Annotated in this window: 17 protein-coding genes and 1 tRNA gene; 14 read left to right on the top strand and 4 right to left on the bottom strand. The window is 59.8% G+C overall.

Features of this window, described 5'->3' with window-relative positions; translation table 11 throughout:
* Nucleotides 1–144 precede the first annotated feature (144 nt).
* The 5 genes from pcnB (at nucleotide 145) to pgi (ending at nucleotide 5,519) form a co-directional block, all read left to right on the top strand.
* Entirely contained in the window at nucleotides 145–1,494 is a 1,350-nt protein-coding gene (gene pcnB / locus LG327_RS07285; protein WP_404367846.1) for a polynucleotide adenylyltransferase PcnB, read from the top strand.
* 3 nt (nucleotides 1,495–1,497) lie between these two features.
* The gene (gene folK / locus LG327_RS07280; RefSeq protein ID WP_404367843.1) at nucleotides 1,498–2,010 is read left to right on the top strand and encodes a 2-amino-4-hydroxy-6-hydroxymethyldihydropteridine diphosphokinase; all 513 of its coding nucleotides are present in this window, start codon (nucleotides 1,498–1,500) and stop codon (nucleotides 2,008–2,010) included.
* 142 nt (nucleotides 2,011–2,152) lie between these two features.
* Entirely contained in the window at nucleotides 2,153–2,947 is a 795-nt protein-coding gene (gene panB, locus LG327_RS07275) for a 3-methyl-2-oxobutanoate hydroxymethyltransferase (protein WP_404367841.1), read from the top strand.
* Complete coding sequence (panC, locus tag LG327_RS07270; protein WP_404367838.1) at nucleotides 2,944–3,801, top strand: pantoate--beta-alanine ligase; 858 nt, start codon at nucleotides 2,944–2,946, stop codon at nucleotides 3,799–3,801. Before panB ends, panC begins: the two co-directional genes overlap by 4 nt.
* Nucleotides 3,802–3,842: 41 nt before the next feature.
* Nucleotides 3,843–5,519, top strand: a complete 1,677-nt coding sequence (gene pgi / locus LG327_RS07265; RefSeq protein WP_404367835.1) for a glucose-6-phosphate isomerase — start codon at nucleotides 3,843–3,845, stop codon at nucleotides 5,517–5,519.
* Between the two features lie 6 nt (nucleotides 5,520–5,525).
* On the opposite strand, the gene folK (LG327_RS07260) is transcribed toward pgi, so the two are convergent.
* Entirely contained in the window at nucleotides 5,526–6,047 is a 522-nt protein-coding gene (gene folK, locus LG327_RS07260) for a 2-amino-4-hydroxy-6-hydroxymethyldihydropteridine diphosphokinase (RefSeq protein WP_404367832.1), read from the bottom strand.
* Nucleotides 6,044–6,403 carry a dihydroneopterin aldolase gene (gene folB / locus LG327_RS07255; RefSeq protein ID WP_404367829.1) on the bottom strand — a complete coding sequence of 120 codons (360 nt, stop codon included), beginning with the start codon at nucleotides 6,401–6,403 and terminating at the stop codon, nucleotides 6,044–6,046. The genes folK (LG327_RS07260) and folB overlap by 4 nt, the downstream gene beginning before the upstream one ends.
* 164 nt (nucleotides 6,404–6,567) lie before the next feature.
* Here folB and plsY point away from each other — a divergent pair, with 164 nt between their 5' ends.
* Nucleotides 6,568–7,152, top strand: coding sequence for a glycerol-3-phosphate 1-O-acyltransferase PlsY (plsY, locus tag LG327_RS07250; protein ID WP_404367826.1), 585 nt, complete (start codon nucleotides 6,568–6,570; stop codon nucleotides 7,150–7,152).
* Here plsY and tsaD read toward each other — a convergent pair.
* Complete coding sequence (gene tsaD / locus LG327_RS07245; RefSeq protein ID WP_404367823.1) at nucleotides 7,149–8,213, bottom strand: tRNA (adenosine(37)-N6)-threonylcarbamoyltransferase complex transferase subunit TsaD; 1,065 nt, start codon at nucleotides 8,211–8,213, stop codon at nucleotides 7,149–7,151. The genes plsY and tsaD overlap by 4 nt on opposite strands.
* Before the next feature lie 303 nt (nucleotides 8,214–8,516).
* Between tsaD and rpsU the strand changes: the two genes are divergently transcribed.
* The 7 genes from rpsU (at nucleotide 8,517) to LG327_RS07210 (ending at nucleotide 16,675) form a co-directional block, all read left to right on the top strand.
* On the top strand, nucleotides 8,517–8,732 hold the full coding sequence (gene rpsU / locus LG327_RS07240; protein WP_166252764.1) for a 30S ribosomal protein S21: 216 nt from the start codon (nucleotides 8,517–8,519) through the stop codon (nucleotides 8,730–8,732).
* A 166-nt stretch (nucleotides 8,733–8,898) separates the two neighbouring features.
* Nucleotides 8,899–10,644 (top strand): DNA primase, encoded by a 1,746-nt coding sequence (dnaG, locus tag LG327_RS07235; protein WP_404367820.1) that lies wholly within the window; start codon nucleotides 8,899–8,901, stop codon nucleotides 10,642–10,644.
* A gap of 180 nt (nucleotides 10,645–10,824) precedes the next feature.
* Nucleotides 10,825–12,660, top strand: a complete 1,836-nt coding sequence (gene rpoD / locus LG327_RS07230) for an RNA polymerase sigma factor RpoD (RefSeq protein WP_404367818.1) — start codon at nucleotides 10,825–10,827, stop codon at nucleotides 12,658–12,660.
* A gap of 140 nt (nucleotides 12,661–12,800) precedes the next feature.
* A tRNA-Ile gene (locus LG327_RS07225) sits at nucleotides 12,801–12,877 on the top strand.
* Between the two features lie 104 nt (nucleotides 12,878–12,981).
* On the top strand, nucleotides 12,982–13,221 hold the full coding sequence (locus LG327_RS07220; RefSeq protein ID WP_404367815.1) for a TIGR02647 family protein: 240 nt from the start codon (nucleotides 12,982–12,984) through the stop codon (nucleotides 13,219–13,221).
* Between the two features lie 120 nt (nucleotides 13,222–13,341).
* Nucleotides 13,342–14,196: a tetratricopeptide repeat protein gene (locus LG327_RS07215; RefSeq protein ID WP_404367813.1), complete on the top strand. Its 855-nt coding sequence runs from the start codon at nucleotides 13,342–13,344 to the stop codon at nucleotides 14,194–14,196.
* 70 nt (nucleotides 14,197–14,266) lie between these two features.
* Nucleotides 14,267–16,675 carry an EAL domain-containing protein gene (locus tag LG327_RS07210; protein ID WP_404367810.1) on the top strand — a complete coding sequence of 803 codons (2,409 nt, stop codon included), beginning with the start codon at nucleotides 14,267–14,269 and terminating at the stop codon, nucleotides 16,673–16,675.
* Nucleotides 16,676–16,710: 35 nt separating this feature from the next.
* Here the strand turns inward: LG327_RS07210 and LG327_RS07205 are convergent, their stop codons facing one another.
* The gene (locus LG327_RS07205) at nucleotides 16,711–17,130 is read right to left on the bottom strand and encodes a universal stress protein (protein WP_404367807.1); all 420 of its coding nucleotides are present in this window, start codon (nucleotides 17,128–17,130) and stop codon (nucleotides 16,711–16,713) included.
* A 201-nt stretch (nucleotides 17,131–17,331) separates the two neighbouring features.
* On the opposite strand from LG327_RS07205, the gene LG327_RS07200 reads away from it, so the two are divergent.
* Nucleotides 17,332–19,626, top strand: a complete 2,295-nt coding sequence (locus LG327_RS07200; RefSeq protein ID WP_404367804.1) for a molybdopterin-dependent oxidoreductase — start codon at nucleotides 17,332–17,334, stop codon at nucleotides 19,624–19,626.
* The last annotated feature ends 89 nt before the right edge of the window (nucleotides 19,627–19,715 follow it).

Genomic DNA, 19,715 nt, shown 5'->3' with positions numbered 1-19,715 from the left:
CCAACCCCCAGCAAGAACAAGAACAATGCAGATCGTCTAATCTTTCAGGGCGGGTTCGTGAAAACGGATCCGCCTTTTGATTTATGGGCAAATGCTCCCCAAACCGTTAAACTCCCGGTTTTGCTCACGGCAGATACGGATTCAATGTTTAAAAGACTGATGTCATTCATGCCGGGAAACGGCAAAAAGAAGATCCCCACCTACATCCGCAAGGTGATTCCCCGGGACCAGCACACGGTATCCCGCTCCTTCATCAGCGACCCCGCAAAAAAGGTACTGAACCGGCTTAACACGGCAGGCTTTGAAGCCTATCTGGTGGGCGGCGGCGTACGGGACATCCTGCTGGGCGAGCGGCCCAAGGATTTCGACATAGCCACCGATGCAACGCCGGAAGAGGTTCATGAACTGTTCCGGAACTCCCGCCTCATCGGCCGGCGATTCCGTATAGTTCATGTGCTTTTTGGCCGGGAAGTGATTGAAGTTACCACCTTCCGGGGCAATGCCACGGCTCCCGACGAGGACCAGAATGACGATGACCGCAAAACCAGCGAGCACGGCCTGCTGCTGCGGGACAACGTTTACGGCAACATGGAAGAAGATGCCCTGCGCCGCGACTTTACCGTCAATGCGCTTTATTACTGCATCCGGGATTTTTCCGTCATTGATTTTGCCGATGGCATCCGGGATCTGGATAACCGCCAGCTGCGCCTGATCGGTGATCCCGAGACCCGCTACCGGGAAGATCCGGTGCGCATGCTGCGGGCCGTCCGCTTTGCCGCCAAACTGGACTTCGATATCGAGCCGGAGACAGAAGCCCCCATGACCCGGCTTGCTCCCCTGCTATCCCACATTCCGTCAGCCCGGCTTTTCGAAGAAGTTCTCAAGCTGTTTTCAGCGGGTTACGGCGAGGCCTCCTGGGACCACCTGAACCGTTATGAGCTGCTGGAGCCGCTGTTTCCCGACACAGCCCGTGCGCTGGCCGCCGGCGAGCCAGACACGGTTATCCGCCAGGCTCTGCAGAATACCGACCGCAGGCTCCAGCAGGGCAAATCGGTCACGCCCTACTTTCTTTACGCCGCCATGCTCTGGCCCGCACTCCAGGTCGAGTGGCGCCGCCGCCAGGACGAAGGTGAGCCGGCACAGCCAGCCCTGCATCAGGCCATTGCAAAGATCATTGGCCGCCAGGTGCAGGCCACAGCCATACCCAAGCGTTTTTCCGGCCCGATGAAGGAAATCTGGGAACTTCAGACCCGCCTGCCGCGACGCCAGGGCAAACGTGCCCTGGTTACCCTTGACCATCCCCGTTTCCGGGCCGCCTATGATTTCCTGCTGGTCCGCGAGGCCGCTGGAGAAATTGAACCCGGGCTGGGCCAGTGGTGGACAGAGTTCCAGGAGATGGATGAGCGCGGTCGCGAAAAAATGCTCAGCGAACTTTCCTCCAGCGATGCTCCGCGCAAGCGCCGGCGGAGCCGCAAGCCTGTCAGCAAAGACTGAACCATGAACCGGGTAACTGCCTACGTGGGGCTCGGGAGCAACCTGGAAAACCCGCTTCGCCAGCTTGCGACCGCCATCACTGCACTTGCTGCGCTGCCGGACACAAGCCTGGTGGCGCAGTCGCCGTTTTATCGCAGCCGGCCGGTAGGACCACAGGACCAGCCTGACTTCGTCAATGGGGCCGTCGGGCTGAGCACCGGGCTTCCTGCCCTGATACTCCTGGATGAACTGCAGCGCATAGAAAAAAGCCACGGCCGGGAACGGGGGCGGCGCTGGGGACCGCGAACACTTGATCTCGACCTTCTGCTATACGGCCATGAAATCATCCATAGTCCGCGGCTGGTCGTACCCCATCCAGAACTGACAAATCGTGACTTCGTGCTGCAGCCGTTGCTGGACATTGCCCCCTCGCTGGCCCTGCCAGACGGCCGGACCCTGGAGGACCTTCGTGCTCAGTGTCCGGACAACGGCCTCCACCGCCTGGAACCTCGACACGGGCCCCAGACGGGTCCCTGACACCGCCGGCTCCGCCAGAATCCCGACCAATGGCTTAGGTGCCGGCCTTGCCTCGGGGGCTGGGCCGGGATTAACCTAAAGCGCTGATCAAGCTGCAGCGCCTGACTGATCACAGTCCATCGAACCAAAAGGCAAGGATTCCATGGCCGTAACCATCAATACCCTTCGTGATTTCAAAAAGAACGGCGAAGCTTTTTCCGCCCTGACAGCCTATGACGCCGCCTTTTCCCATGTGGTGAGTGAAGCCGGAGTGGACGTTATTCTGGTTGGAGATTCCCTTGGCATGGTGCTTCAGGGCCATGACAGCACGCTGCCGGTTACCATGGAACAGATGTGTTATCACGTGCGTTCTGTTGCCCGGGGCAACCAGGGGGCCCTTATCATGGCCGACATGCCCTTCATGAGTTATGCAACGCTGCCAACCGCTCTCGAGAACGCGGCCGAACTCATGCGCTCCGGGGCCCACATGGTCAAGCTTGAGGGCACGGACTGGATGGCCGAGACCATCAGTGCTCTGAGCGAGCGGGGCATCCCCGTCTGCGCTCACCTGGGTCTCACCCCTCAGTTTGTCAACAAGCTCGGTGGCTACAGGATCCAGGGGCGGGAAGAGAAGCAGGCTGAGCAGATGATTGACCACGCCTGCCAGCTGGAAGCTGCGGGTGCAGATGTGATCCTGCTGGAATGCGTGCCAGCACCGCTTGCTGCAAGGATCACCCAGGCGGTGCGGGCACCGGTAATCGGCATCGGCGCCGGGGCAGACACCGACGGCCAGGTACTGGTGCTCCATGACATGCTTGGCATCACTCCAGGCCGCAGACCCAGATTCGTCAAGAACTTTCTGGCGGAGGCCGATTCAGTCCAGGACGCCATCGCCGCTTACGTCGAAGCCGTCAAAAAACGCACATTTCCCAGCGAAGAGCACACGTTCAAGGCATGAGAACCGTACACACTCTGAAAGAACTCCGGGCCGTCCTCAATGGTTATCGCCGCCAGGGAAAACGTATTGGCCTGGTGCCCACCATGGGCAACCTGCACGAGGGCCACATCGCCCTGGTGGAAAAAGCACTGCAGGCTGCGGACGTGGTGGTCACCAGCATTTTCGTCAACCCCATGCAATTCGGGATCAGCGAGGACCTGGACAATTATCCCCGCACCCTGCAGGCCGACCAGGACAGGCTGCGGGCGGCCGGCAACACCCTACTGTTCGCCCCGGCGCCCAGTGAAATCTATCCGGACGGCCTGGCCTGCCACACCAGGATCACCGTGCCCGAGGTCAGCGAGGGCCACTGTGGCGCTGCTCGTCCAGGTCATTTCGAGGGCGTGGCGACCGTGGTCACCATGCTGTTTAACATGGTCCAGCCAGGCGTGGCCGTGTTTGGCGAAAAGGACTACCAGCAGGTGGCCGTAATCCGGAAGCTGGTAGAAGATCTTTTTATTCCCGTGGAGATTATCGCGGCTCCCACCGTCCGTGACGCTGACGGTCTGGCCAAGAGCTCCCGTAATGGCTATCTCACCCCGGAAGAGCGCAGTCTTGCCCCTGCCATCTATCGCCTCATGCAGGAGACAGGAGAGCGCCTGAAAGCGGGTGACACGGATTATGGCCAACTGGAGCGGCAAGCGCTGGATTCTCTCTACCTTGGGGGGTTCCGCCCGGACTACTTCACCATCGTCAACAGCCATACCCTGAAGCCCGCCCAGCCGGGCGACACCGAGCTTACAATTCTGGCTGCAGCCTTTCTGGGCGTTACGCGGCTGATCGACAATCTCTCCATTACCCGCTCCATCGGTTAATAGAGACAAACCGGCAATAGCCGGAGGAGGAGGGACCCACCATGACAGAGACCACAAACGCAGGCCTTACCCGGCGCCCCGAGTGGGAGGCCCTGAAGGATCACCAGGCCGCCATGTCGGAAGTCCACATGCGGGACCTTTTCAGCGGGGATCCGAAACGCTTCGAGCGGTATTATGCCGAAGCCGCCGGCCTGGTCCTGGATTACTCCAAGAACCTCATTGTGGATGACACCCTCGGCCACCTGATGGCCCTCGCCAGAAGCTGCCAGCTTCCGGAGCGGATAGAGGCCATGTTCCGGGGAGAGCGGGTCAACGCAAGCGAGGATCGCCCCGCCCTGCACACCGCTTTGCGTAACATGAGCGACGAACCTGTGTTCGTGGACGGCAAGGACATCATGCCCGAAGTTCGCGCGACGCTTGCCCGGATGGAAGAATTTGTCTGGCGCATTCGCAGTACCCAGTGGCGGGGCTTCACCAACAAGCCGTTTACCGATGTTGTCAGCATCGGCATTGGCGGCTCTTTCCTTGGCCCGAAGCTGGTCTCCGCCTCGCTGAAACCCTATTGGCACGGCCGGCTGGACTGTCACTACGTCGCCAATATTGATGGCAGTCATATCACCGAAGTGCTGCGTCACATCAATCCGGAAACCACCCTGTTCCTGATTCAGTCAAAATCCTTTCGCACCCAGGAAACTCTGGAAAACACCCGGGTGGCCCGGGAGTGGTTCCTTCACAATGGCGGCACCGAGGAGCGCATCAGCAAACACTTTGTGGCGGTTACTGCCAACAGCGAAGAGGCCATCACATTTGGCATAGCAGCAGAGAATATATTCCCCATGTGGGACTGGGTTGGCGGACGCTACTCCCTCTGGTCCGCCATTGGCCTGCCTACGGCGCTGACCATTGGCATGGACAACTTCCGCGCTCTGCTTTCTGGCGCCCAGGCCATGGACCGGCATTTCCGCAACGCTCCTCTGGAGGAGAACCTGCCGGTCATAATGGCCCTGCTGGGAATCTGGTACGGCAATTTCTGGGGCGCCGATGCCCATGCGATTCTGCCTTACGACCACTACCTGCGGGGGCTGCCTGCCCACCTCCAGCAACTGGACATGGAGAGCAACGGCAAGTGCGTCACCCAGGCCGGCAAGCCGGTGGATTATCAGACCGGCCCCATCATCTGGGGCGGCGCCGGAGCAAACGGCCAGCATGCCTATCACCAGCTGTTGCACCAGGGCACCAAACTGTCTCCGGCCGACTTCATTATCCCCCTGCATACCCACAACCCGGTTGGCAATCACCACGCCATTCTCTTTGCCAACTGCCTGAGCCAGACCCAGGCGCTGATGCAGGGCAAGACCCAAGCGGAAGCCCGGGCGGAACTGGCAGACCAGGGCCTGGATGCAGCCACAATTGACCAGCTTGCACCCCACAAAGTGATCCCCGGCAACAAGCCCACTAACACCCTGCTGTTCGAGCGGGCCACGCCGCGCACCGTCGGAGCCCTCATTGCCCTGTACGAGCACAAGACCTACGCCCAGGGGGTGATATGGGATGTGGACTCATTTGACCAGTGGGGAGTGGAGCTGGGCAAACAGCTGGGGAAAGGAATCCTGGATCAGCTGCTTGATAGCCAGGCCGGTGGCGCTGGCGACAGCACCGATAGCTCGACAGAAGGCCTGATCCGGATATTCCGTGACCGTCACATGAACGGTATCTGAGCAGGCTTACTGCCTGGGAGAGATCGCCCGCCCGTGCCAGTGGAAACTCACGGGCCACAGCCGCTGGTCCCGGTCATAGCTCTGCCAGAGGTCGCGGTAGCATCTGCCATTCACCGGATGCCGCCGGTCCGGCACTATTTCCGCCAGCGGCCGCAGAACAAAGGCGTTATAGAGTATTTCGGCCCGGGGTAACTGGACACCGTCCAGGGTTCCCCGGAGTTCGCCGTAGGTCAATATGTCCAGATCCAGAGTGCGGGGCGAAAACTTCGCTGCGTTACGGCGCCTGCCGTTGTTCTCCTCCATCCCCTTCAGGAGATCCGACAGCTCTCCAACCGGCCGTTCGGTATGCAGGCCAACCACCAGGTTCAGGAACGGCGAGCCGTCAAAGCCTACTGCCTCACTCTCATAGACCGAAGAGATGTCCAGCGTCCCGAACTCCGCTGCCAGCGCGTCCAGGCCCGCGGTGATATAGCGCTCCCTCTCAATATTGCTGCCCAGCCCCAGGTAGACCAGATTGGGATCTGTCATGGCCGGTTTCCCCGTTCGATGCTGACGCCCACACTCCGCGCCTGGGGCACAGCCCCAGGTTTGCGGATAACAAGGCGCAGCCAGGGCACGCCAAAGTCCTCCCGGAGCTTCCCGGCCAGCGCCTCGGCCGCGGCTTCCAGCAACTGGGGCTGATGGGTCCGGAAGTGGGCGACGACGACCTCACAGACGGCGGCGTAGTCCAGAGCATGGGAGAGGTCGTCGCTCTCGCCCGGGGCCAGGTTGTCCCAGGCAAGCTCGAGATCGATCAGCAGCTGCTGACTGATTTCACGCTCCCAGCCATACACTCCGATAACGGCGTCCACCGCCAGGCCTTCGATCAGAACTGTATCCGTCATTCGCCTCTTGCTCCGGGTCATACCCGCTGAAGGGGCATGACCGACTGATGGCTGATTGATTGGCGGGCAGCGACGCTATAACGTGGCTGAAAGCAACCCGCGTCTGCGTGATCCCAGAGCGATTTTCGCACAGATTCCAACCCCGCGTCTGCGACGGAAAAGCCATGAACGAAGCCCTCCTGCTGGTATTAATCTGCACTCTCGCCTATCTGGCAGGCTCTGTTCTGTTCGCACTGCCGGTCTGCCATTTCTGGCACCTGCCGGACCCCCGTGCCCAGGGTTCCGGCAATCCGGGTGCCACTAACGTATACCGCACTGGTGGCTGGCGCCCGGCGGCCGTCACCCTGACCCTTGATGCTGCCAAAGGCTGGCTTCCGGTCTGGCTGGCGGGACAGCTCGACCTGTCCGTCTACGCCCAGGCCATGGTCGCACTCTGCGCCGTCACCGGACACATGGTGCCAGTATTCTTCCGTTTTCAGGGAGGCAAGGGAGTGGCGACTGCCCTGGGTGCAGGGCTGGCACTTGCGCCCGTCACCACGGTCATCCTCTGCGCCGTCTGGGCCTTTGTTATCTGGCGCTGGCGCATGTCCGCCCTGGCTTCCATCATTGCCATAATCAGCGGGCCAGTGATCAGCGCGCTGATCGAACCGGAGACCCTCCCCCTGTTCGGTTTGCTGGCCATACTGATCGTGGTGCGCCACCGCAGCAACCTCATCCGCCTCGCCCAGGGCCGGGAATCCCGTTTTTAGGGCTGAAAATCCACCAGGCCATCGGTCCTCGGTGTGTCGATTGATGGCAGCTGGTCCATGGGCCAGCGTGGTACTGCCAGAATGCGGTCGCCATCCCGCTGCCCCGCCTTCATCCGCTGGCAGCCTGCGTAGGCGATCATGGCGCCGTTGTCCGTGCAGAACTCAGGCCGCGCATAGAACACACTGGCTCCGAGCTTTGCCGTCATGGCCTCCAGCTGAGCTCGCAGTCGCCGGTTGGCACTGACGCCCCCGGCAATCACCAGGCGCTTGCTCTGTGTCTGTTCCAGCGCTCGGCGGCACTTTATGGTGAGGGTTTCAACCACGGCCGTTTCGAAAGCCAGGGCTATATCGGCACGGGTCTGGTCATCCAGCTCCCCGGACTCCGCCGCCCGGGTGACGGTATTGAGAGTGTAGGTTTTCAAGCCACTGAAACTGAAATCCAGCCCCGGCCGGTCAGTCATTGGCCGCGGAAAACGGTAGCGCCCCGGCGCTCCCTTCTCTGCCAGTGCCGCCACACGGGGACCCCCCGGATAATCCAGCCCCAACATTTTGGCAGCCTTGTCAAAAGCTTCACCGGCCGCATCATCCACGGATTCCCCCAGCAGCGTGTACTCCCCGATGCCCTTTACCAGCACCAGCTGGGTATGGCCGCCGGAGACCAGAAGTGCGATAAAAGGGAAGCCTGGGGGTGACGACTCCAGCATGGGCGCCAGCAGATGCCCCTCCATGTGGTGCACCCCGAGAACCGGAATATTGAGAGCAAACCCCAGGGCATGGGCGACGGAGCCGCCCACCATCAGCGCCCCGACCAGCCCCGGTCCCGCCGTGTAGGCTATGCCGTCGATGTCAGCCCGGGTCCGGTCCGCAGCGTCAAGGATTTCATCGCACAGAGGCAGGAGTTTGCGCACATGATCACGGGACGCCAGCTCCGGAACCACGCCGCCGTAATCCGCGTGCATGTCGATCTGGCTGAACAGGGCATGAGCGAGAAGGCCCTGGTCGCTGTGGTACAGAGCCACCCCGGTTTCGTCGCAGGAGGTTTCAATTCCGAGAATCAGCATAGTTACAGGGCTACCATCGTTGAGCGGCTGGATTGGGTCGGGGAACGGGCGTGGATTTTACCAGAAAGCTGGCGAATCCCGGGAGATTAATCTGGAAGGCGTTGACCTAATGCAGGATGAGGCGCTATCATTGCCGGCCTTAAATAGGCACTGGTCGAGTTTTGTTCAACGCCGCCAGGCCCAGAGTCGAAGAGCCCGCAGCACGGGCAGGCAGGCGAAAGCCGCTCCGTGCCGCAATCAGGACGGGAAATTCCCTCCGCTCTTCCAAACCAGAAACGATTCTACCAGGTAGGTGATTCCCGAATGCCAGAAGTCAAAGTTAAAGAGAATGAGCCGTTTGACGTAGCCCTGCGTCGCTTCAAGCGTTCCTGCGAAAAAGCAGGTGTTCTGTCGGAAGTGCGTCGTCGTGAGCACTATGAGAAGCCGACAGCGGTACGTAAGCGCAAGGCAGCCGCTGCTGTAAAGCGTCATCTCAAGAAGCTTCAGCGGGAACAGCGCAAATTTGAGCGTCTGTACTAAGCAGCGCTCGCAGCACGCAGAACTGATCGCTTCGCTTCGCCTGACGAAGCGCTAGCTGATAGAAAATGCCGCCGGGGCCTGGCTTCGGCGGCATTTTTGCCTATGGCGGTTTGACCATCGGGTTCCGGCGCACTCCATGTAACTGTTGATCGTAACGGTAGATCTCATGAGCGGACTGATCCCTCAACGATTTGTTGAAGACCTGCTGGATCGGGTTGATCTGGCGGAACTGATCGGTTCCCGCATCACGCTGAAGAAAGCCGGCGGCAGCTACAAGGCGCGCTGCCCCTTCCACGATGAAAAAACACCATCGTTCAATGTTCGCCCGGACAAAGGCTTCTATCACTGTTTCGGCTGCGGCGCTCACGGTGACGCAATCAGCTTTATCCGGGAGTTCGACGGTCTCGGTTTTACCGACGCCGTCGAGGAACTGGCAAAGCGGGCCGGACTTGAGGTGCCTTATGACCAGGGCGCCAGGCAGGAAATGCAGCAGGCGCGCACGCTGACCGATGCGCTGGATTTTGCCACACAGTTTTACCGCTCAGCCCTCGCCAGACCGGACGCCGGCTTTGCCCGCGACTACCTGAAACAGCGCGGACTGGACCAGAAGATTGCCGAGCAGTATCAGATTGGCTACGCCCCGGGCACAGGCACAGCTCTTTACGAGGCGGCAGGCGAGGACCTGCGGGGACCACTGATTGAAACCGGTACTGTTTCCGACCGTTACGGCCGGCCACGTGACCTCTTCCGTAACCGCATCATGTTCCCCATCCGCAACACACGGGGCAGAACGGTTGCCTTCGGCGGTCGCACGCTGGGAGACGACAAGGCGAAATACATCAACTCTCCGGAGTCCGATGTGTTTCACAAGAGCCGCGAAATTTACGGCCTGTTCGAGGCCCGTCAGGCCATCCGCCAGCTGGACAGACTGCTGGTGGTGGAAGGCTACATGGATGTCATCGCGCTGGCCCAGCACGGCATTCATTACGCCGTGGCCACGCTGGGCACAGCGACCAACCAGGACAGCCTGACGGCACTGCTGCGTCAGGCCCGGCATCTGGTGTTCTGTTTTGATGGTGACAGCGCCGGTTTCCGGGCCGCCGACCGCGCCATGGAAAACGCGCTGGAGCTGCTGACTGATGGCCTGCATCTGCAGTTTCTGATGATGCCTGACGGAGAAGATCCGGACACGCTGATCCGGAAAGAAGGACCGGAGGCATTCCAGCAGCGGGTGGACGGTGCTACACCGCTGTCCCGCTATCTGTTCAACCGGCAGAGCGAAGGCCTGGACCTGACGCTTCCGGAGCACAGGGGTGAGCTCAGAGCCAGGGTTGAGCCCATGCTCAACAGGATGCCCAGAAGCACGCTGCGGGACGCCATGTGGCATGAAATGCTGCGGCTCTGCGGCAACCGCCGGGAATGGCAGAACAACCGGAGCGCGGGCTCAGGGGCAGGGTTCTCCCGGGGCGGCGAGCGCAAAGGCTGGACACCGGAAGCGCGGGTTGATGTCCGCCTGAGCAAGGACAGCCTGCTTTGCGTGGCTCTTCTGGAAGCGCCGGAGATGGCTTCCGAGCTGCAGGACCTGTGCCGGGAAGACCGGCAGCTGCATCAGGCACGGAATTTTGCAGAGTGGATCCTTGCCCGTGAAGTGCGGGACAGAAAACAGCTGATGCAGGCCCTGGCCTTCGACAGCGAAGCCAGGGCCAGATTTTTCAGGCTGTTCGACGGAATTGAACACCTGCCGTCCCGGCAGCACGCCATGGCCAGCGCCCGGGAAATGCTTACGCCAAACCGGGAGGCCGCACACAAACAGCGCCTGGCAGCCCTGCTGACACAGAAGCGCAGCATCAGTGATCTTACCGATGCCGAACGCAGGGAACTGCAGGAGCTGAGCCGCCAGAACCAGGAATAACCGGGAGTGTCCCGGGCCCGGGCCGGAGTCAATCGGACGGGATGGCAGCCGCAGATGCAGCCACGCACTTGAAACTTAGCGGGTTGAACACCATCTAACCACTTGGTGGCGGACCCAGCAAGCCACAGCTATAATGGCTGTTTAACTTTTTCTTTTTATTAGTGAGTCCACAGGGTGTCTATGTCAGGCAATTCGCAAAAATCACGTTTGAAAGATCTCATTGCCAGAGGCAAAGAGCAAGGTTACCTGACTTACGCCGAGGTAAACGATCATCTCCCGGAAGACATAGCCGACCCGGATCAGGTTGAAGACATCATCCGGATGATTAACGACATGGGTATTCAGGTGTCGGAAGTCGCACCGGATGCCGATACGCTCCTCATGGCCGAGGGCGACTCCACCGCCGATGAAGCGGCCGCCGCGGAAGCCGCAGCAGCCCTGGCTGCCGTGGAATCCGACGCAGGCCGGACCACGGATCCGGTGCGCATGTACATGCGCGAGATGGGGACCGTCGAACTGCTGACCCGCGAAGGCGAGATTGTCATCGCCAAGCGCATCGAGGAAGGCGTCCGTGATGTCATGGCGGCCATTGCCCATTTCCCGGGCACGGTGGGCACGGTCATCCAGGCTTACGATCGCATCATCGAGAATGAAGGTCGCATCAGTGACATAGTCACCGGCTTCCTCGACCCGGACGATGCCGAGCCGTTCATGGGCGAAGAGACCGCCGCCGATACCAGTGAAGACAGCGGCAGCAGCGACGATGACAGCGCAGACAGCGAAGAAGAAACCGAGAGTGGCCCGGACCCGGAAGAAACCCGACTGCGCTTCGAGCAGGTAAGGGAAAGACTGGAAGTCGCCAACGAAGCTCTCGCCAAGCATGGCCGCAACCACAAGGTTACCCAGGCAGCGCTCAATGACCTGGGCCAGGCCTTCGCCCCCTTCAAGCTTGGCAACAAGGCATTCGACGAACTGGTCAATGTTATCCGCTCCACCAACGAGCTGGTCCGTGAAAACGAGCGCACCATCATGCGCATCTGTGTGCGTGAGTGCAAAATGCCCCGGAAGGACTTCATCAAGTCCTTCCCCGGCAACGAGACCAACCTCGAGTGGGCGCCAAAGATCGCCAAGAGCAAGAAGCCCTACGCTTCGCCCATGAGCGAGCGTCTGGACGAGATCGTCCGCATGCAGAAGCGTATTGCCAATGTTAAGGCCGAAGTGGATCTGGACATCCCGGACATCAAGGAAATCAACCGCCGGGTTTCCATTGGTGAAGCCAAGGCTCGGCGCGCCAAGAAAGAGATGGTGGAAGCCAACCTGCGTCTGGTTATCTCCATTGCCAAGAAGTACACCAACCGCGGCCTGCAGTTCCTGGATCTGATCCAGGAAGGCAATATCGGCCTGATGAAGGCGGTGGACAAGTTTGAATACCGTCGTGGTTACAAGTTCTCGACCTATGCCACCTGGTGGATTCGTCAGGCCATCACCCGCTCCATCGCGGACCAGGCCAGAACAATCCGGATTCCGGTTCACATGATCGAGACCATCAACAAGCTGAACCGCATCTCCCGCCAGATGCTCCAGGAGATGGGCCGCGAGCCCACCCCGGAAGAGCTGGGCGAGCGCATGGAAATGCCGGAAGACAAGATCCGCAAGGTGCTGAAGATCGCGAAAGAGCCGATCTCCATGGAAACCCCGATCGGCGACGACGAAGACAGCCACCTGGGAGATTTCATCGAGGACATTCAGGCCCTGTCGCCGGTGGATTCCGCCACTGCCGAAGGCCTGCGTGAAGCCACCCGCTCCGTGCTGGCCGGACTGACCGCAAGGGAGTCCAAGGTACTGCGCATGCGCTTCGGCATCGAGATGAACACCGACCACACCCTGGAAGAAGTCGGCAAGCAGTTCGACGTCACCCGGGAGAGGATCCGCCAGATCGAAGCCAAGGCCCTGCGTAAACTGCGCCACCCTTCCCGCTCCGACCACCTGCGCGGCTTCATAGACGATCAGGGTTAACGGCAGTAGCGGGCGCCTGCCCTCATGGGTATAATGGCGCCCGCTACCCCGGACACCTCCCACAGGGAGGCATAATCCAGCAGTCTTGAGGGCGCAAGGCCCGGGAAGCTGCCAGTGCGAACCAGAAAAAAGTTAGATCAGGGCCTATAGCTCAGTTGGTTAGAGCAGGGGACTCATAATCCCTTGGTCGCAAGTTCGAGTCTTGCTGGGCCCACCACTCCTTTTGGTTGCTAACCATCAATCCCTTCAGGAAAGGCTTTGTCGAATTCCTGCATATCGTCTACAACTGTTACAGAGCCCCTCATCCCAGAAGGAAACCTCATGCCCTTTTCCCCCGAACATATGGACGAACTCAACCTGCTCTCCCTGTTCAATCTGTCCTCCGCCCAGGAAGGCATCAAGGTTCACCAGCATTCTGCCGCTCCGGAAGCGGTTGCCGCGGCCCAGAGGCTTTATGACAAGGGCCTGATTACCCAGAAAGATGGGGGTTATCTGACCAGCCTGGGGATTGATACTGCAGAGCACGCCCAGAAACTGCTGGCGGTTCTGTCGAGCCAGTAAGCTCTCGCCATCTTCGGGTGCTACCGGAAGATGGAATTAACACCCGAAGGATGCAGTTTTTTTACAGGCGCTGTGGGAGACTACTGGTATCCCAGACTTCCGGATTCCTGGTGAACACTGATGTTCCGACTGCCAATCATTTTTATGAGCGCCGCGCTGCTTGCCAGCTGTGCAAATCTGCAGTTCAGGCAACCAGCTACTACCTCTGACTTTCCCACAGAGAAGGAGCGGATTTCCTCTGAGGAAATCACGAATCCGGAATTGCAGGCGCTTTTTTCCCAGCCATATATCGACCCGCTGAGCCACTACCTGAGACGTTACGCCGACGATCCATCACGTCTGGGGGCGGTAAAAGAAGTGCGCGAAGAGCGGGCGTGGCGTTGCAACGCGATCTTCGAAGGCTTCATTTCCAGATCATTATCTGCGCAGGTACTTGCAGAATATCGCGCCGGTTACAGTTTTTCATGCCCGGAGGAAGTCGGGGCCTACGCCACGCGGCTGGCAAGTCAGGAAAAGCAAAAGCAGGCCGGCAGGGTTGCCTCACCCCCACCCCCCTCCCCATCGGGAAAAGGGGAAACGCAAGCGCAGCAGGAGCCGCCCAGACAGACAACGACCAGCCCACCTTCAGAGCAACTGAACGACTGCTACCTTCTGACCAAGATACGCAACTTCAGCGCGGCACTGATGGCCTGCCGGGAACCCGCCGAAGCGGGCGATACCAGAGCCCAGACAAACATGGCGCAGATATCCCATGCCCTTGGGGATCATAAGGCGGCTCACCTGTGGGCGCGGAAAGCTGCACCGGCCTCCGGTGACGCGGCCTTTCTCCTGGGCCGGATGTACGCGGCCGGCCAGGGTGTTCCGCAGGACCGCAAGGAAGCACGGAAATGGTACACTCTGGCTACCAGCATGGGGCATCCGGAAGCGGGAGCGGTTCTCGCAGAGGACCCCGGTTCCAGGGAGGGCGGCGAATGAGCAGAAAGGTCAGACGGTTACGCGGGCATGGCTCGAATCCATGCTGAAGCCTTCTGGAAGCAATGCATCCATGCGCTCAGTCGTATTCCTCCTGACCCTGCTCATCGCGCTTTTTGTCACTGGCATGCTGTTGCTGTCCCATCTGAACCTTTCCCATTCCCAGCAGGCCCTGTCCGAGCTGCGGCGTCATCAGATCAAGGACGCCTTTTTCACCAACCTGACGCGCATTGATGCCCGCCAGGCGGCCCTGGAGCGGCGGACAGCCACCCTGGCACTTATCGGCGAGACTTTTTACCGGCTTTCCTCGAATACCCAGGCAGATTCTCTTACCCAGCAGAAACTGAAAAAGGAACTGGAAAACGCCATAAGCACTCACCTTCGTGAGTTCAGCGGCGCCTCCGGCGCAGGCCTCTGGTTTGAACCCGGTGTGCTCGCACCCTCCGGCCAGGCCTGGTCCCCCTACTTTTCGGTCACAGGGAACGCACTTCTTCCACAAACGATCGAAAAATCAGGAAATTACCGGGAAGAGCCCTGGTTTGACCGCGCCCTTGGCCCGGCCTGGACTGCGAAAGAACACCCGGAGGGCAAAGTCTACTGGTCTTCAGCCTACTTTGAGTTCACCACGGATCGTGCCCTTTTGACCCTTGTCAGCCCCATGTTCAGCAGCGATGGAAAACTCATCGGCATGGCCACCACTGACTGGGCTTCAGATCAGATCATTGATCTGGTGAGCCGGGCCGAAGTCACCGCAAACAGTTTTTCGTTTCTCAATGATCGGAATAACCGCAACCTGTCAAGCCTTAGCCGCTCGGATGACCCTGTTCTGGAACAGAAAATCATTGATGCCCTGCTCTCGCAGCAGCTGCACACTGAAATGATGGACGCCTCCGTTGCCATAAACCCTGGAACAATTCAGCCGGAAAGGCTCCGGAAAAGAGTCATGGGGGTGGAAGGGCGATTCTATGAGCTCTACTACGCCGTCACGCCAGCGGGCATGATTTATGGCACCGGCGTTCCAAGGAATGAGATAAATCAGGTACTCGTGCCCATGCGGGACACAAATTACCGGATACTCATCACCACAGGTGCAGTGCTGCTGATTCTGAGCCTGTATTTCATCTACCGCATTCTCCAGCTTGTGCGGGAATTGCAGGCGTCCTACACCGATCGCCTTACTGGCCTGCCCAATCGGGCGCGGCTCCTGAAAGATCTGGAAAAGCTGAACAGTCCAAAAGGTGACTGCCTGGTTATCATCAATCTGGACCGGTTCAGGGAGATCAACAGCCTTTTTGGAAGCGCCTGTGGAGACACGGTACTACAGGCCTTGGCCAGACAGCTCCAGAGGTTCATCGGGGACTCAGGGAAAATCTTTGACGCCAGGCTTTACCGGCTGTCCGGGGACGAATTCGCCCTGCTTGGGCCGGCCATCCCGGAACCAGTCGCCCGGGCCCTTGCCAGCGACCTGAGTAGCTTCATCCGCAACCAGCAGATCTGCTGGCAGGAACAGCAACTCAGCGTGGATGCCACCACAGGCATCGCTTTCTGGAAGAATGATGGGGAGCAGACGCTACCGGACGGTCTTCTCACCCATGCCACCATCGCCCTGCGTCAGGCCCGGGAACAGATGCGCAATTACCAGATCTACGATGCCGGAGATCAGATAGAGCGAATTTACGAGCGTAACCTGTACTGGGCCAGGCGCCTGAAAAATGCCCTGGACAAGGATCAGATCATCCCCCACTTCCAGCCCATCCATGACAACCAGATCATGCGCGTGACCAAATATGAGTGCCTGGCGAGAATGGCCGGGCCGGACGGGGAAATCATCAGTGCTGGCGGATTCCTTGGCATTGCGGGCAAACTGCGGCTTGACCGGCAGATCACCCGCATCATGATTGAAAAGTCCTTTGCCCGTTTTCGTGATGAGGCCTGCGACTTTTCAGTCAATCTTTCCTACGCGGACCTGGTGGAGCCGGAAATCCTTCAGTTAATCCTGGCCCAGCTGAAATCCCGGGATATTGGCAATCGGGTCATTTTTGAAATTCTCGAGTCCGACGGCATCAGGAATTACAGCGAAGTGCTTCACTTCATTGACCAGGTCAAGCAGTTCGGCTGTCAGATAGCCATTGATGATTTTGGCACCGGCTACTCGAACTTCGAACACCTGCTCCGGCTCAATGTGGATATCATCAAGATCGATGGCAGCCTGATAAGACACCTGCACGAGGACCACACAGCCTTTGCGGTCACCAGAGGCATTGTGGAGTTTGCCCGGGGACTGGGAATCAGCACCGTGGCGGAATTTGTGCACAGCGAGGAAGTTCAGGCAAAAGTCGTTGAGCTGGGCATCGATTTCTCCCAGGGAGAGCTTTTCCAGATGCCGGGGCCTGACATGGTCAGCGATGAATCAGCTTTCCCCAGGCCAAATAGCGAAGCCGGACAGGCACGGCGGCGTACGGCCAAATCACGGCAAGCCTGACCCGGTCTTTGCGATCACGACGACTGGTCCGGATGCTATCGCACTACGAAAACGGATACCTCGGCGTGCTTCACCACATAAGCGGCATTGGAGCTCATAAGATGCAGATGATCCGCAATTCCTGGCACATGGGACGCCATGACAACCAGGTCTGCCCCAACTTGCGGGATAGCGGCCACCAGAAGGTCGTTCACTTCTGCCACCGGGTCAGTACTTGGGAGAACTCGCGCCCGCGCTCTGATGCCGTGGGTGCTGGCCTGTTCGGCGGCAAACTGTTCCATCTTTTCCCTGAATTCGTCCTCGGACGAGGCGATGTCAGTAGGGGCAGTGGGAGCGACAGCGACATAACAGATACCTGCATCGTAGAGTCGGGCCAGATCTCTGCCGACATCGAGGGATCTGGTCAGCCGGTCAACGTGGGAAAGATCAACGGGAACCATGATTGTGTTGTACATCAAGCAATCTCCTGTTTTGGGGAATCTTCCGAATACTATTGACCATCCCATCATCGCCCCGATGTTTCAACCACGATCACAATCAGGGCAGGCTTCCTCCGGCCCCCCTGCTTTTCCCCTTCCCGGCATTTCCTGATAATCTGGTTGCCTTATAAAACCTGTATTACAGATCCTGAAACAGGGACACCCTGGAGAGAAACCATGGAGAACGGCACCCACCTGCGCACCTGTCACCTTTGTGAGGCCATGTGCGGCGTGGCAATTGAAGTAACGGACGGCCGGATTTCATCCATAAAAGGCGATGAAAACGACCCGCTGAGCCATGGGCACATCTGCCCCAAGGCGGTGGCTCTCCAGGATCTGCAGGAAGACCCGGACCGTCTCAAACGGCCTATTCGCAGGACTGCCGAAGGCTGGGAGGAGATGACCTGGGACCAGGCCTTCGACTACGTCGCCGAAAATCTTTACCGGGTCCGGGACGAGCATGGCAGGAATGCAGTAGGCGCCTATCTGGGCAACCCCAACGTGCACAACCACGGCGCCATGATAGCCACCCTGCCCTTTCTCCAGGCACTGGGCACCCAGAACCGCTTCTCCGCCACCTCCAACGACCAGCTGCCCCATATGCTGGCCAGCCTGGAAATGTTTGGCCACCAGATTCTTTTCCCCATCCCGGACATCGACCGCACGGACCTGTTCATGTGCATTGGCGCCAACCCCATGGCTTCCAATGGCAGCCTGATGACGGTGCCGGACTTCCGGGGCCGCATCAAGGCGATGAAGGCCCGGGGCGGGCGCCTGGTGGTGATCGACCCCCGCCGTAGCGAAACCGCGAAACTGGCAGACGAATTCCACTTTGTGCGGCCCGGCAGCGATGCGCTCCTGCTGATGGGGATGGTCAATACCCTGTTTGAGGAGAACCTGGTCAATCTGGGACATGCAGCGGCCTGGACCCGCGATGTGGATCTGGTCCGCCTTGCAGCCCTGGCCTTCACTCCGGAAGCTGTCAGCGCCCACACAGGCCTGGAACCCGAGGCCATCCGCTCACTGGCCAGGCAGCTTGCCAGGACGCCCAGGGCAGCACTGTATGGCCGCATCGGAACCAGCACCCAGGCCCACGGCGGCGTAGCCACCTGGCTCATCTACGTACTGAACATCATTACCGGCAAGCTCGACAGCACCGGCGGTGTGATGTTCAGCCAGCCTGCCATCGACATGGTTGCTCTGGGTGCCATGTCCGGCCAGAAAGGTCATTTCGGTCGAAGGACCAGCCGGGTAAAGGGCTTGCCGGAATTCGGGGGGGAATTCCCGTCCAGCACCATTGCTGATGAAATCCTGACACCCGGGGAAGGCCAGATCCGGGCGTTTGTCACCGTCGCTGGTAACCCAGTGCTTTCCAGTCCAAATGGGGGCCGGCTGGAGGAAGCCTTCGGCCAGCTGGACTTTATGGTGTCGGTGGATTACTACCTCAATGAAACCACCCGGCACGCAGATGTCATCCTGCCGCCCACCGCGGCTCTGGAGCGCAGTCACTACGATCTGATTTTCAGCATGTTTGCGGTCCGCAATACCGTCAAATACAGCGAGGCCCTGTTCGATGCCGGCCCGGGTGCCAGGCACGACTGGCAGATTCTGCTGGAACTGGCTCATCGCCTGCAAAAACGGCGCCGGGGCGGCCGACTGCCAGCCCGGCAGGAACTGGGGTGGCGGGCATTCAAGAAAATGGGCCCCGACCCCCTGCTGGATCTGATGCTCCGGAGTGGTCCTTATGGCACGGATGTCCGCAGCCTGCGGCCGCTGGTGCAGCCGGCATTCGACCTGCTGGTGGATGTGCTCCCGGCAAAGCATCCCCTGCGCAATCTGGCGCGCCTCAGCCCGCTGGACCGCAGGTGGCAGGATCTGCCCAAGGGGTTTTCCCTGGCCACTCTGAAGGACAACCCGAGCGGCATGGATCTCGGGCCACTGCGGCCCTGCATGCCAGAGCGCCTGTTCACCAGGGACGGCAGGGTAAACCTGGCCCCCCGACGCTATCTGCAGGATCTGGACCGGCTCCATGCCAGGCTGGAAAAACCGGCCTCCAGTGAGCTCATGCTGATCGGCCGGCGCCATGTGCGGAGCAACAACTCCTGGATGCATAACAGTCAGCGCCTGGTAAAAGGCAGGGAGCGCTGCACCCTGATGATCCATCCAAAGGATGCGTCCCGCTGTGGCCTGACTGACGCCGACAGCGCCCAGGTGACCAGCGACGCCGGCCAGATCGTGCTGCCCGTTGAGATTACCGAAGACCTGATGCCCGGAGTTGTGTCCATTCCCCATGGCTGGGGCCACACCCGTCAGGGTACCCGCCAGGCAGTGGCCGAGGCCCATGCGGGGGCCAGCATCAACGATGTGATCCGGGACGACCAGGTTGACCCTCTGAGCGGAACTTCAGTGCTCAACGGTCAGTCAGTCACCATAAAAGTCTGGAAGGCCGAGCGCAGCCGGAAACGCGCCTGAGCCAGGCCATTGATCGCGGGGCTGCGTATGCCTGAGGGCGTTGAGCTTTCAACGCCCTCAGCGAGTTCAATTCGAAATCGGGGAAAACA

Origin of the sequence: Marinobacter sp., from assembly GCF_044799475.1 — a bacterium.
GTDB lineage: Bacteria > Pseudomonadota > Gammaproteobacteria > Pseudomonadales > Oleiphilaceae > Marinobacter.
Note: the sequence above shows the minus strand (reverse complement) of the source record. Positions and strands in the feature narration are given on the sequence as shown.

What these genes read in the sequence shown, in the direction of transcription:
- pcnB (WP_404367846.1), top strand. Translation starts at nt 145, where the DNA reads ATGTTTAAAAGACTGATGTCATTCATGCCGGGAAACGGCAAAAAGAAG.
- folK (WP_404367843.1), top strand. Translation starts at nt 1,498, where the DNA reads ATGAACCGGGTAACTGCCTACGTGGGGCTCGGGAGCAACCTGGAAAAC.
- panB (WP_404367841.1), top strand. Translation starts at nt 2,153, where the DNA reads ATGGCCGTAACCATCAATACCCTTCGTGATTTCAAAAAGAACGGCGAA.
- panC (WP_404367838.1), top strand. Translation starts at nt 2,944, where the DNA reads ATGAGAACCGTACACACTCTGAAAGAACTCCGGGCCGTCCTCAATGGT.
- pgi (WP_404367835.1), top strand. Translation starts at nt 3,843, where the DNA reads ATGACAGAGACCACAAACGCAGGCCTTACCCGGCGCCCCGAGTGGGAG.
- folK (WP_404367832.1), bottom strand. Translation starts at nt 6,047, where the DNA reads ATGACAGATCCCAATCTGGTCTACCTGGGGCTGGGCAGCAATATTGAG.
- folB (WP_404367829.1), bottom strand. Translation starts at nt 6,403, where the DNA reads ATGACGGATACAGTTCTGATCGAAGGCCTGGCGGTGGACGCCGTTATC.
- plsY (WP_404367826.1), top strand. Translation starts at nt 6,568, where the DNA reads ATGAACGAAGCCCTCCTGCTGGTATTAATCTGCACTCTCGCCTATCTG.
- tsaD (WP_404367823.1), bottom strand. Translation starts at nt 8,213, where the DNA reads ATGCTGATTCTCGGAATTGAAACCTCCTGCGACGAAACCGGGGTGGCT.
- rpsU (WP_166252764.1), top strand. Translation starts at nt 8,517, where the DNA reads ATGCCAGAAGTCAAAGTTAAAGAGAATGAGCCGTTTGACGTAGCCCTG.
- dnaG (WP_404367820.1), top strand. Translation starts at nt 8,899, where the DNA reads ATGAGCGGACTGATCCCTCAACGATTTGTTGAAGACCTGCTGGATCGG.
- rpoD (WP_404367818.1), top strand. Translation starts at nt 10,825, where the DNA reads ATGTCAGGCAATTCGCAAAAATCACGTTTGAAAGATCTCATTGCCAGA.
- LG327_RS07220 (WP_404367815.1), top strand. Translation starts at nt 12,982, where the DNA reads ATGCCCTTTTCCCCCGAACATATGGACGAACTCAACCTGCTCTCCCTG.
- LG327_RS07215 (WP_404367813.1), top strand. Translation starts at nt 13,342, where the DNA reads ATGTTCCGACTGCCAATCATTTTTATGAGCGCCGCGCTGCTTGCCAGC.
- LG327_RS07210 (WP_404367810.1), top strand. Translation starts at nt 14,267, where the DNA reads ATGCGCTCAGTCGTATTCCTCCTGACCCTGCTCATCGCGCTTTTTGTC.
- LG327_RS07205 (WP_404367807.1), bottom strand. Translation starts at nt 17,130, where the DNA reads ATGTACAACACAATCATGGTTCCCGTTGATCTTTCCCACGTTGACCGG.
- LG327_RS07200 (WP_404367804.1), top strand. Translation starts at nt 17,332, where the DNA reads ATGGAGAACGGCACCCACCTGCGCACCTGTCACCTTTGTGAGGCCATG.